At 51.0% G+C, this 12,663-nt stretch carries 10 protein-coding genes and 3 tRNA genes; 11 read left to right on the top strand and 2 right to left on the bottom strand.

What is annotated here, in order from left to right; translation table 11 throughout:
• Positions 1-75 precede the first annotated feature (75 nt).
• Both CZ787_RS05245 and CZ787_RS05240 read left to right on the top strand, forming a co-directional pair.
• A tRNA-Glu gene (locus tag CZ787_RS05245) sits at positions 76-151 on the top strand.
• Positions 152-174: 23 nt separating this feature from the next.
• A tRNA-Gly gene (locus CZ787_RS05240) sits at positions 175-249 on the top strand.
• 271 nt (positions 250-520) lie between these two features.
• Here CZ787_RS05240 and CZ787_RS05235 read toward each other — a convergent pair.
• Entirely contained in the window at positions 521-2,146 is a 1,626-nt protein-coding gene (locus CZ787_RS05235; RefSeq protein ID WP_087106876.1) for a methyl-accepting chemotaxis protein, read from the bottom strand.
• Positions 2,147-2,427: 281 nt separating this feature from the next.
• On the opposite strand from CZ787_RS05235, the gene CZ787_RS05230 reads away from it, so the two are divergent.
• The 9 genes from CZ787_RS05230 (at position 2,428) to CZ787_RS05185 (ending at position 10,707) form a co-directional block, all read left to right on the top strand.
• Positions 2,428-3,396, top strand: a complete 969-nt coding sequence (locus CZ787_RS05230) for an ABC transporter ATP-binding protein (protein ID WP_087106874.1) — start codon at positions 2,428-2,430, stop codon at positions 3,394-3,396.
• The gene (locus tag CZ787_RS05225) at positions 3,393-4,166 is read left to right on the top strand and encodes an ABC transporter permease (protein ID WP_087106872.1); all 774 of its coding nucleotides are present in this window, start codon (positions 3,393-3,395) and stop codon (positions 4,164-4,166) included. Before CZ787_RS05230 ends, CZ787_RS05225 begins: the two co-directional genes overlap by 4 nt.
• 35 nt (positions 4,167-4,201) lie before the next feature.
• Positions 4,202-5,035 (top strand): NADPH-dependent 7-cyano-7-deazaguanine reductase QueF, encoded by an 834-nt coding sequence (gene queF, locus CZ787_RS05220; RefSeq protein ID WP_087106870.1) that lies wholly within the window; start codon positions 4,202-4,204, stop codon positions 5,033-5,035.
• Between the two features lie 47 nt (positions 5,036-5,082).
• Positions 5,083-5,643, top strand: coding sequence for a nitroreductase family protein (locus CZ787_RS05215; RefSeq protein WP_087106867.1), 561 nt, complete (start codon positions 5,083-5,085; stop codon positions 5,641-5,643).
• A 14-nt stretch (positions 5,644-5,657) separates the two neighbouring features.
• Positions 5,658-6,161, top strand: coding sequence for a YiiD C-terminal domain-containing protein (locus CZ787_RS05210; protein ID WP_087106865.1), 504 nt, complete (start codon positions 5,658-5,660; stop codon positions 6,159-6,161).
• A gap of 107 nt (positions 6,162-6,268) precedes the next feature.
• Positions 6,269-6,356 (top strand) — tRNA-Ser (locus tag CZ787_RS05205).
• 342 nt (positions 6,357-6,698) lie between these two features.
• A complete protein-coding gene (locus CZ787_RS05200) occupies positions 6,699-7,934 on the top strand; it encodes a DUF4365 domain-containing protein (RefSeq protein WP_176372172.1) in 1,236 nt (411 codons plus the stop codon).
• 764 nt (positions 7,935-8,698) lie between these two features.
• A complete protein-coding gene (locus tag CZ787_RS05190) occupies positions 8,699-9,694 on the top strand; it encodes a S1 family peptidase (RefSeq protein WP_087106859.1) in 996 nt (331 codons plus the stop codon).
• 20 nt (positions 9,695-9,714) lie between these two features.
• Positions 9,715-10,707, top strand: coding sequence for an SH3 domain-containing protein (locus CZ787_RS05185; protein WP_087106857.1), 993 nt, complete (start codon positions 9,715-9,717; stop codon positions 10,705-10,707).
• A gap of 281 nt (positions 10,708-10,988) precedes the next feature.
• On the opposite strand, the gene CZ787_RS05180 is transcribed toward CZ787_RS05185, so the two are convergent.
• The gene (locus CZ787_RS05180; RefSeq protein WP_087106855.1) at positions 10,989-12,356 is read right to left on the bottom strand and encodes a hypothetical protein; all 1,368 of its coding nucleotides are present in this window, start codon (positions 12,354-12,356) and stop codon (positions 10,989-10,991) included.
• Between the last annotated feature and the right edge of the window lie 307 nt (positions 12,357-12,663).

Below are 12,663 nucleotides of genomic sequence, written 5' to 3'. Positions count from 1 at the left end.
AGTGCAGGTCGAGAGCTGGAACGCCAGCCCGGTCGAATCTCTTTTCCCGCTCCAATCAAAGATAGATGTTTATACGTCCCATTCGTCTAGTGGCCTAGGACACCGCCCTTTCACGGCGGTAACAGGGGTTCGAACCCCCTATGGGACGCCATCTAGCAAGTGCATGTTTACGTTGCGGGAATAGCTCAGTGGTAGAGCATCGCCTTGCCAAGGCGAGGGTCGAGAGTTCGAATCTCTTTTCCCGCTCCACGTAATCAGTCTTATCTAGCATGGCAAGGGTCGAGAGCTGGAACGCCAGCCCGGCTGATGGCAGCCCCGTCGAATCTCTTTTCCCGCTCCATGTAAACAGCCTCATTCGTTACCCTTCCTGTTTTACCTTTCCTTCTTGTTATGCATATCGCTATCTATCTACCGTCCTTGTTGGCGGCGTTTTGCTGTGCGTGTGTTTTAGAAGCGCGTTTTGAGTGGCGGCTTACGTCCAGGCAGTGCTGCCTGGACGTAAGCCGGTAATACCTTGCGCTTAACTAAGGGTGAAGTGATTTACAACGCTGCTGAGCGACTGCGAGCGCTGTTTCAGGTCGTGCGCGGAGTTAGCCGTTTGCTGAACCATAGTGGCGTTATCCTGAGTTGACTGGTCAAGCTGTGCGATGGCCACGTTGATCTGCTCAATCCCCTGGGTTTGCTCATGTGTCGCGGCTGTAATGTCGGCAAATAGGTCGTTGATGCGTTGGATCTGCTGGTCAATCTGCTGCATCCGCTCTTTAGCGGTAGTCACCAGTGAGGCGCCGTTATCCACCTGTGCATTGGAGGTGTTAATCAGCGTTTTAATCTCGTGAGCGGCGGTTGCCGAACGGTTAGCCAGCTGGCGCACTTCACCGGCTACCACGGCAAAACCTCGGCCATGCTCACCCGCGCGGGCAGCTTCAACCGACGCATTGAGGGCCAAAATGTTGGTCTGGAAAGCAATGCTGTCAATCAGGGTAACAATGTCGGAAATTCTGGCGGCTTCCGCGCTAATTTCCTGCATGGAAGTAACGGTCTTGCCAATCGCTTGCTGGCCAAACTGAGAGGTTTCGCCTGCGCTGCGCACAAGCTCCTTGGCTTGTTCCACGTTTTCGGCATTTTGGCGCACCGTCGCGGTCACTTCTTCCATGCTGGCAGAGGTTTGCTGAAGGGCGGCTGCCTGCTGCTCGGTGCGTGATGAAAGCTCCTGATTGCCTGCGGCAATATCGCCAGAGTTATGGTCTACCGCGGCGCTGGTGGCGTGAATTTCCTGCATCGTTGCGTGCAGCTTGTCACGCATTTGCTGAATATCGTAAAGCAGGCTGTTGGTATCGTTGGCACCCAGGTGAACCCTTGCCGTTAAGTCGCCTTGGGCAATACGTGCTACTACATCTGCCGCGTAGTCAGGCTCGCCACCCAAGCGGCGCAGAATCAACGAGATCATGCCCCAAAAGGCCAGCGTTACCAGTATGCCGCCCACCAGGCCGACCAAAATGGTTTTGGTCAATTGGGTCATAATGGTTTGGCTGATATCGCCCATAAAAATACCGCTGGCAACATAGACATCCCACGGGGCGTAGGCTTCGGTGTAGGTATGCACCAGGGGTAATTTGTCGTTGCCGCGGGCGAAGTTGGAGTAGTAGTCGGCAAAGCCGTGGCCTGACTCGCGGGCGCTTTCCCTGATCAATTGGAAGATCAGCGTGCCCTTGGGGTCAGTCACCTGGGATAAATCCTGCCCCGTCGGACGTTTGGGGTGGGCAAGCATCTTCAGGTCGCCGCTGAGTGCAAACAGGTAGTTATCATCGACGCCAAAGCGCACGTCACGAATGGCTTCAAACGCCTGGGTTTTGGCTTCATCAAGCGAGAGCTCACCCCGCTTGGCTCTTTCATCAAAATGCTCAAGGGTAGAAATGGCAATGTCTACGGCGGTAACCATGCGCTGCTCACGCTCATGATAGAGCAGCGTTCGGCTTTGTAGGGCATTCACCGTAATCATGATGGCGAGTATCAGCCATAAAACGGCTACGCCAATCAGCCGTTGGCGGCGCAGGGGAAGCGCTGCCAGGCCGCGGCGGGCGGTGGACGTTGAATGTTCGGTAGTAGAGCCTGGTTGGGCAAAGGTAGCAGGGGGCTGGGCGATCATGGTGCTCACTATGGCTTTTTCTCGTTTATAAAATACGTATTCCCTTGTATGCCGTGCTATTAATAGCGCAAGGGAATGCGGGTAATACTAAAGTATTAGCCTGCGGGTCATGCGCGACAAAACGCCGCGAATACTAATTAAAGTGGACGGGTTGGTTAGCGGTTTAACGAGATAGCCATAGGCGCCATGTTACGCTGGCTTGAAAAAACGACCGAATGCCCCGATATCGTTGCTTCTCACGTATTTTTTGTGCCCCTATTTTTTGCTGACAGGACATCTTTATGGCCGAACCGGCATTGTCTATCCGTGGCCTTACCAAGGTGTACGGCAACGGCTTTCACGCGTTAAAAGGGATTGATCTCGACGTCCAGCAGGGCGATTTTTTTGCCTTGTTGGGCCCCAATGGCGCGGGTAAATCCACCACCCTGGGCGTGGTGTGTTCACTGGTACAGAAGTCAGAAGGCAAGGTGTCGATTTTTGGTATCGACATCGACAAGGACTTCGCCAAGGCCAAGTACCAGCTGGGCGTGGTTCCTCAGGAATTCAACTTCAACCAGTTCGAGAAGGTGCTTGATATCGTGCTGGCGCAAGCCGGCTATTACGGCATGACGCGCCGTGAAGCGCTGCCGCGTGCCGAGCAGCTACTGCGCGACTTGGGCCTGTGGGACAAGCGCAATGGCAACGCTCGCATGCTTTCTGGTGGTATGAAGCGCCGCTTGATGATTGCCCGGGCGCTGATGCACCGGCCCAAGCTACTGATTCTGGATGAGCCCACCGCGGGTGTGGATATCGAACTGCGCCGCAGCATGTGGGAATACATGCGCCGCATTAATCAGGATGAAGGCACCACGATCATTCTGACCACCCACTATCTGGAAGAAGCCGAAAGCCTGTGCCGTAATATCGCCATCATCAATCACGGTGAAATTGTGCGTAACACCAGCGTACGCGAGCTATTGGCCGAGCTGAATACCGAAACCTTCCTGCTGGATCTCGCCGAGCCTGTCACGGCACCGCCGGTGATCGAAGGGTTTGAGATCAATCAGATCGAACCTACGCAACTCTCGTTGGTGATTCATCGCGGGCAGCAGTTAAACGATGTGTTCAGTGTGTTAAGCGAGCAGGGCATGCAGGTGGTTTCCATGCGCAACCGCGCTAACCGGTTGGAAGAGATGTTTGTGTCAATGGTAGAGGCGGGCAATAAAGCCATCGATCAGCGCGCCGAACCCAACAAGGAGACGCAGGCATGAATGCAACACAAACGTTCGTCGCGCTATGGACGCTAGTACTTAAAGAGATCAAACGCTTTACGCGTATCTGGCCGCAAACGCTGCTGCCGCCTTCGATCACCATGGCGATGTACTTCATCATCTTTGGCAACCTGATCGGCTCGCGCATAGGGGATATGGATGGCTTCTCCTACATGGACTTTATCGTCCCCGGCCTGATCATGATGTCGGTAATCACCAACAGCTACTCGAACGTGGCTTCCAGCTTCTTCTCGAACAAGTTTCAGCGTTCGGTAGAAGAGCTAATGGTATCGCCCATGCCCAACTGGGTAATTCTATCCGGGTTTATCCTCGGCGGCATGGCGCGCGGTTTGGGCGTGGGCCTGATCGTTACTATTGTGTCGTTATTTTTCACGCGCTTAACCATCGAGCACCCGCTTTTAACCATCTTGGTGGTGGTGCTAACCTCGGCGCTGTTCTCTATCGGCGGCTTTATCAATGCCCTGCTGGCCAACAAGTTTGACGATATCTCCATTGTGCCGACCTTTATTTTGACGCCGCTGACCTACCTGGGCGGGGTGTTTTACTCCATTTCCATGCTGCCCAATTTCTGGCAAGGCGTGTCGATGCTCAACCCGATTCTGTATATGGTGAACGTCTTCCGCTATGGGTTTTTGGGCGTGTCGGATATTCCCGTTGGCTGGGCGCTAGCGGCTATTTTTGGGTTTATCGTAGTGCTGTTTTTCGCGGCACTGGCCATGCTGGAGCGTGGCAAAGGCATTCGTAGTTAACCGCACGACCGTTTTTATCAAGAGAGCGTTACCCTATGGCACACCGCCCCGATACCTTAGAGCACGCGCCCCTGGGGCGCGAATCCGCCTACCCTGAGCAGTACGATGCCGGGCTGCTCTTCCCCATCCCTCGCGCCGCCAACCGCGCGCCGCTGGGGATTGAAGAGGGCAAGCTGCCCTTTGTGGGTGAAGATGAGTGGCACGCATTTGAGGTTTCCTGGCTGAATGCCCGTGGCAAGCCTATCGTGGCCGTAGCCCGTTTTCGGCTGCCTGCTGAGTCGCCCAGCCTGATCGAGTCTAAATCCTGGAAGCTCTACCTCAACAGCTTTAACCAGACCCGTATGGAAAGCCGCGAGGAAGTGATTGAAACGTTGAAGCGTGACCTAAGCGCGGTAGCCGGTGCACCGGTCTGTGTGGAGCTACTCGGTGTAGAAGATGCTGAGCTTGCCCCACAGCCGCTACCCGGCGACTGCCTGGACGACCTGGATATCGAAGTAAGTGATTACACGCCCAGCGCTGCCCATTTGACGGTAAGCGATGAGCGTGTAGAAGAGACGCTGCACTCGCATCTGCTTAAATCCAACTGCCCGGTGACCGGCCAGCCCGACTGGGGCAGCGTGATGATTCGCTACAAAGGCCCGAAACTGGATCGCGAAGGGTTACTGCGTTACCTGATCGGCTATCGTCAGCATGAGGATTTTCACGAGCACTGTGTCGAGCACATCTTCACCGACCTGATGCAGCACGCCAAGCCTACCGAGCTTCTGGTGCTGGCGCGCTACGTGCGCCGCGGCGGGTTGGATATCAGCCCTTGGCGCGCCACACCGGGCCTTGCACCGCCAAGCCCGCTGCGTCTGGCAAGACAGTAAGCGACTGCGCTACAGTAGTGCCTAACTGATTGATAGGATGAAACCAAATGGATGGACTCACGCTGCTTCACAGCCGTAGCTCAATGGGCAAGCTCACCGATCCTGCGCCTACTGCCGAGCAGATGGACGCCATTTACCAGGCGGCTCTGCGTGCCCCAGACCACAAAGAGCTGCGCCCCTGGCGGTTTATTGAGTTCACTGGGGAAGGGCGTACGCGCCTGGGTGAGCTGTTTGCCGAAGCCGAGTTCCAGGAAGACCCCAGTGCCGACGACGACACGCTGAACTCAGCGCGTAAAAAGCCGCTGCGCGCGCCGATGATTATCGCCGTGATCGCCAAGGTAACGCCGGACCTGCCCAAAGTGCCCAAAATGGAGCAGGTGATTTCCGCAGGCTGCGCCGCCCACGGCATTTTGCTGGCCGCCCACGCGCAAGGGCTAGGCGCCATGTGGCGTAGCGGCAAGTATGCTTTTGACCCCGTGGTACGCAAAGGGCTCTCTCTGGAAGAAGACGACGAAGTCGTCGCGTTTATCTATCTGGGCAACCTGGGCGGGCGCCACAAGCCTTTGCCTGCGCATAACGTGGCCAACTTCGTAGAGCGCTGGGCGTAAGGAGACCAACCACCATGCGCAAACCCGGTGTGCCTCACCCACGCTTGCCGCTGCCCGAAGGCCAGGAAGACCTGGCCGCCTTTCAAAAGTGGTTAAGCGATGCAATCCCCATGGTCGGCGCTCTGGGGATTGAAGAGATGTCGCTGCACAACCAATCGCTCACTTGGCGGCTCGCCTTGGCGCCCAACCTGAATGACAAAGGCACCGGCTTTGGTGGCGCCCTAAGTGCGCAAACCACACTGCAAGGCTGGTGCTGGGTAACGCTATGGCTACGCAAGCAGGGCATGGCACGCGATGTAGTGGTCGCTGAGGCCACGCAGCGCTTTCTGGCCCCGGTAACGGGTGATTACCGCCTGGTATGCACGCCAGCAAAGCCTGACGGTGTTGAGAAGCTCACCAAGAAGCTGGCCGAGCGAGGCAAAGGCCGCATTGCGCTTACCCAGCAGCTTTACTGTGGCGATGCGCTCTGCCTGGAAGCCCACGGCAGCTATGCGGTGTTATCGAGTAGCGATGCCTGATGGCAAGCCACTGATTCTCAAAAAGGCTTGCTATTTGGTCGCTTAAACCATAGTATATGCGCCGTTCTGTCGCGAAAGGTACAGCCTAAGTGATTGAACAAAAATGTGGAGAGGTGTCCGAGTGGTCGAAGGAGCACGCCTGGAAAGTGTGTAAGTCGTAAGGCTTCGAGGGTTCGAATCCCTCCCTCTCCGCCACAGAATATAGAAAAAGCCCGCTGAGCAATCAGCGGGCTTTTTTGTGTTTGGGATTTGGCAGCCCAGACTTTGGTCAGGTTTATCACCTTTGCCTACCTTGGTCTTGTTTTCGTCAAAACGAAGGTGACAAGGCTTACTGGTTTCGCTACTGTTATCTTAAGAATCATGAGCTATCGATATGAGTCTGATAACGACCCTGAGTGGCCCTTCCGGCGAAAGCGGCATGCTGATTCAGCCGTGTTATGCAGCCGACACGATAATCTATGTTCAGTGGATTCATATGCATCCGGCCATCCAGCAACTCGACAGGCTATGTTATCCACCTCGGCAGGAGTCATACCCGTGAGAGCGCAAGAATCTGATCGCACCGAACGTCAAGGGCTTGGCTGGGTCACAGTACGTGGCGAGACTGCAGGCTTTGCCGTGCGAGAGCAGACTAGCAGTGACTACGGAATCGATGCGATTGCGGAATTGGTTGACGATGAGACGGCCACTGGGCAGTTGGTCGCGATACAGATCAAGTCTGGCAGTAGCTACCTTGGGGAAACGAAGAATGGTTGCTACATCTACCGCCCGGATGCGCAACACGTCGACTACTGGCTAGGACACACACTCCCAGTCATCGTATGCCACTGCGATCCTGAGAACGAAATTGTATATTGGGAGCGGGTTGCCAATGACACCCTCGAATCGACAGGGAAGGGCTACAAGCTAGCCGTTCCCCGAGCGCGACAATTTGGCAAGGAGGCGCGCGAGGCTCTGAAGGATCTTGTGACTCCGCGCGTCGCGTCCAGCGACTACACGCTCGTTTCGACGGAGGACGTCAGCCATGGTATGGCCAAACGTTACTCAATTAAAGTTATCCTTAACCGTCCCATGACTAAACCGGAGCTGGCGGCGGTTATCAGGGATATGACGACCAAGACTGCAAAGCGCCGATACTCCAGGAACGCGATGGTCAAAGGCAGATGGGGCGAAGCTGACGCGCATGTCGTTTGGATCTTCATATATGCCAGTGCGGCTGACGAAAAGAAGGTCAACTACACGTGTCGAAGCCTCTGGATTGACCCAAGTCTTGATGGTAAGTACACGCCGAGTCCTCTGGGTGGAGAAGACGTGGGCGATGGCATCATTGTAGATTGGACGCAAAGCCCCATGGCTGGACTCAGCGTAAATGGTCATGACGATTTCGACAAAGAGCACTATTTGGACCTAATAGATCCAATTATCGCGCTTGTAATCGGGAGCTTGGCGGACATCGGGCAATCCCTTAAGAAGTGGCAGTCGGGCGCGAGCATCGAGGCCAACTTCCTGTCGGAAACTAAACCCGCACGCCAACAGATTTCCGATGCTTACGATGCCCACGTCAGCTCCCCGGAGCCACCATACGAATGCCATGATTTGGATGAGCCGGTCGGAAGCATGCTAGCGTACGCGCAAAATATTGTTATCTACCACAATGAACGTGGTATCGAACTTTGGGTCGCTCAAATCCGTCGCCAGATGACTGGCTCGGCCTTGGAGGACGCGAACGCTTGGCTCAAGCGCATTAAGTACGAACGCGAAAAGGTCTCGTAGAGAATCCACAGAACACGTCGCTCAAGCCGACCCGCCTTCGGCTGACAACTTAGCTCAACCGTTATATCAGAGACGACTAAAAGGCAGCTTTGACCGAGTAGGAACCTTCAAATGCTAATGGGGTGGTTAAGGCAGTTGATGACCCTAAGCGGACATGTCGACAAAAGCTGCAAGCTCGTTCAGCCGTGTTATGCAGATCGGGCAAAGCAATGTCTGGTATGCGGATAAGCCGGAAAGCGCCGCAGATGTTCTCAAATATATACAATCCGGGGTGCGTACGAGCAGACTGCCCGATGTTGATACTGAATCTATAGCTAATGAGGGTAGCCCTCGATTCGTGGCCTACCTCCGACGAGAGCGCAGTCCTTCGTTAGTGGACCACTACAGAAATCTGTTCTTGATGCTATGGACAAGCTCTGTTGTGAGGCTTGTGAGTTTGATTTTGAAGCGAAGTATGGGAAGAGCGGTTACGGCTTTTGCGAGGTTCATCGCTTGAAGTCAGCCAAATGGATAAAGGTGAGCTGACAACATTAGCTGATTTGGCTGTGGTTTGTTCAAACTGCCATCGGATTGACCCGATGCCGAGTATCGAGAAATTTCGGAAAATTATTGCCCAGAAAGCTGATGCCTAACAAGCGCAGGCACTGGGGAAATAGAGGATTAACTACATTTCTATTTGCCGGGCGAACATGCTGGCATGTTCACCCATCATAGGGTAGTAGTCTAAACCATTTAGGCACTTAAAATATTTTAAGAGGAATAAAATGAGTGACAGATATTCAGTATTATCAAATTTAACAATTGACGATCAAGCGCGGTTAATACTCAGTCTTTGTGAATTCTTCCATCCTGTCAATGAAGAGAAAATAAGAGAAGAACTACAGCTACCTAAAACCCCCGGTACCATACTACCCTTAGAGACAGGTGATTTCTTTCAATACATGAATAATAAAGGCCACGATCTATGGCCTAAAGCTCAGCGAATTCAGGAATTAATTGAATTAATGAAGCAGAGAGCTATTCTTAAAAGTTGTGGTGGAAGTAGTTTAAAAGAAACCCTTTTTTTTGCTAGAGAACTTACTAAGAGGGAAGCAAAAGGTAGGCTTTGGCTTGGTCGTGTTTTGGGCTGCTCATACATAGGCAATGAAATTCAAAAGGATATTGTTTATATAGAAGGTAAAACTACTGCGGGTGATATTTCGGTAGGAACTGGAACTTTAATTGAAAATGGTATAATTCTCACCTGTGCTCACGTAGTTGATGATATGAAAGTAGACCACGTCATTATTCGGGGTGAAAAAAAAGAAATTAAAGGTAGTGCCTCCCATAAGTCAGTCGATGTTGCTTTAATCCTTCTAAAAGATCGCATCGAAGTTCAGTCAAAAGATTTAGCATTTCGTGACTCTGCACTACTCGAACCAGTCGTTATAGCAGGCTACCCTACCGTACCTAGAAGTCTTGGTCCTTGCTATACATTGCAAAAAGGAGAGATATCAGGTCATCTTCAAGAAACAATGGATAGATATCCTATGGATTTATTTTCAGCCATAGCGAGGCCTGGAAATAGTGGAGGCCCTGTACTAGGTGAAGATGGCTGCATTGTCGGAATTGTTACTAGAAGTCTTGAAAGGCAACAAGAAGAAAGTGATGCAATGTCTGTATTTCCTTTTTTTGCTTCTGTTCCTTCTCAGGTAGTACATCGCTGTGTTCTTGAACTGTCGGAAGGTAGTATTGATATAAAATGGGAAAATTATGCTTAACAAGGCCATGAGTCGAAGCTATGAATGACTATTTTAACTCCCCTGAGTTCAGGGCCATCATGCTCGCTCAAGAGTCTCCACTGATTCGTGCTGCGCGGGAACTAGGAGACTCCCCTCTCCTTAGAGCGGCTAGGGAGATGGCAGAGTCTCCACTCCTAAAGGCTGTAAAAGAGATTGAGGATTCGCCTCTGCTCCGCGCCGCCAGAGAAATTGAAGATTCTCCAATGTTGCGAATGGCTAGAATCCTAGAAGAATCCCCGCTTTTACGACTTGCCAAAGAATTAGAAGAATCACCAATTCAGCGTGCGATCAGAGAACTTCAAGAGTCTCCTTTGTTGAGGTATGCAAAAGAGATTGAACAGTCGCCTAGCATACGAATGATGCGTGAAATTAAAGATTCGTCGTCATATAGAATTTTTGAGGCAATTGAAGACAGTTCATCATTGACTGCGTTTCGAAGCATTTCCGAACAGATCACACAAGGTTACGGCGCACTTTCCTTTGTCGACGCCTTTGATCTGCTAATTAAAGAAAGTCGGATAATTAAATCAGGCAATCTTTTTGAATCGATAGATGGAATATCTGACGATATCATTGATCGGGCTAGCAAAGCGCCAAAAGGCCCACTGAGTTCAGAGTTCTATTTGAATGTTTTGTTGGCGTTCATTTTGTTCTATCTGTCGCAGGTTTCATCCAAAGAGTCGGAACAGAGATTATTGGAGAAATTCAGCGAACTAGAACAGGCGGTGGTAAGCCAAATGGAGATGGATTCTCAGGACGACAAACGCTATAAGTACTTTGCGGTATTGACACATCTGAATCTCCGCGCAGGGCCAAGCATAGAGCATGAAGTCATTGTTGTTCTGACGCCAAATTTGAAAGTAATTTTTCTAGGTAAAGAAGGCGAATGGTTCAAGATTGAGTACTTTGACCACATTGAAAACGTACGTCGGGAAGGGTGGGTCGATAGTCGGTTTGTACTATTAATTGATGAGTGGCATTCAACACGCTAACAATCCGCTCCAGAGCGACCAGCGCATGTCGTCATGCCTTTTGCTTTTCGCAAAAGCCACGCCAACATACCTTGGTGCCTGAGCAGGGGCGTTATATCAGCACTACCTAAATGACCGCTCATGGCCGAAACCAGCAAATTAAAGTATCTACTCAGTGCAATGATAAAATTGTTGGCCGGTAGGCTGTCTCTTCTGATCTCCCATAACCTACAGAATGACGCTATAACAAAACCGGCCATACGCAGTGACCGGTAAATTTACTATGGCTGGATTAAAACGGTTCAATCATTTTCAGGCGATGTAGTCTGCGCCTCGGTTTCTTCCTCGGGGTCTTCTTCAACTTGCTTAACTCGAGGTGCCGGAGCCACCCAGGCTTTTAGGTATTGGCCTGCATAGCGGTAGAAATCGGGCACTACCTTTTCAAGGTGTTCGATGAACACGCGATTACCCGAGAATTTTGCGCCTAGATCTATCGAGGTAAATACTTCGAATGCGACAGGTTGAGCGTCGGTATTTTCTACATCCAAAATATTAGGGTTTTTCCTCACTTCCTCTAAAGGCTTGTCCGTTGCCAAAGCCTGACCTTTGCGCATCGCTTTTATGCTAATGGCTGGGCTCTTTTCGTTACTGGGTAATTGCCGGGTGAGCCAGTTAATTTTTGCTGACGTGCTTTTTCTATCTTTAGGCGCGTCAAGCCGCATGCTGCAAGTAATCGATTTACGCGTAAGATCGACAGTTACTGTAAGGTCTGATGCAGCGTTGGGTATATCAATAGTGCTTATTAGAAGGTGCTCAGATGCCAGCCTTTCACAATCATCCGCTAGTCGTTGCTTTGGATCATTTCGGTGGGCTCGTGGGAGCTTAACCGCTACCTTCTCTCCGACTAAAGGCCACATTTGAAGGCACAGCTCACGTTGTTCCTGATGCCAGCTACCAACAGTTTTTAGTACTTCTTCAGAGTTTTTATTAAGCTTCGTATTGTTAAAAGCGCTCTGTACCACCGTCTTCCATTCAGAATTCATGCTGGTAAAACCAGCTTTACCACTTCCTGGATCTTCTAGATATTTAACTACTTCGTGCAGAATGAACCGCTGGTCCTGACTTTCTATTTTGTCCTGCGCTAGAAGCAGTTGGGCCATGGTCACGATGTAGGTCCACGACCAATGGAAAATTTCAACCGAGCGTAAGTGCTTCTTGGGAATGGTCACTGGGTGGTGAGTTGGAAAGGCGACAAACTGATTGGTAATGGTGATGACAGCATCAATACCGTGTTCCTTGGCTTGTTTGATATATTTTAATAGCTGGTCTTCTCCAACAGTCTCGCTGCCTACCTTGGCTTCAACCAAAGCATGCCACTTCGTTCGGCCAGTATTAAGAACGATAAGCCCATCAGGTCGGTCATCAGGGCTCTTTTTTTGGTTTATCGGGGTTTCGTTTTTGAAGACTACTTCGGTCCAAGCCTCAAGCTTTGTGCGTTCTCCAACGCGTTTGTTGATCGATTGAAGCATCGCTTTGCGAAATTCATATACCGACATTAGCGCTGCCAAGAGTATAGAAGTTGCGCGCTCCTCTTTTTTGCTGTCAGCCAGAGTAGGGATTAACCGGGCATATTTTCCCTGTGATGTGTATTCAGGACGGGCTTCGCTCATATGGATTCCATGATTATTTTTAAAATAGTTAATCCACAAAAGCGAATTCTAATTTGAATGTCAATGAAATGGTTAAGGTAATGGAAAATTAAAATTATTTGTAAGATAAAGCTTACAAATAATGTAAGAGCATATGTTAATTGAGAAATGGTTGTTTTACCTCTTGGTTGATTATTTGGTCTTTGAAGTATGTCTTTGTTTTTATTTATTTTTATGACAGAAGCTTTGCTCGTAAGGTCATCGCAAATGTGTCAATACACATGTAAGAGCTTCTCCAGGAGCTTTTAATACAACTTGGCTCTAGTAA

The sequence above is a fragment of the Halomonas citrativorans genome (assembly GCF_900163645.1).
Lineage (GTDB): Bacteria > Pseudomonadota > Gammaproteobacteria > Pseudomonadales > Halomonadaceae > Vreelandella > Vreelandella citrativorans.
Note: the sequence above shows the minus strand (reverse complement) of the source record. Positions and strands in the feature narration are given on the sequence as shown.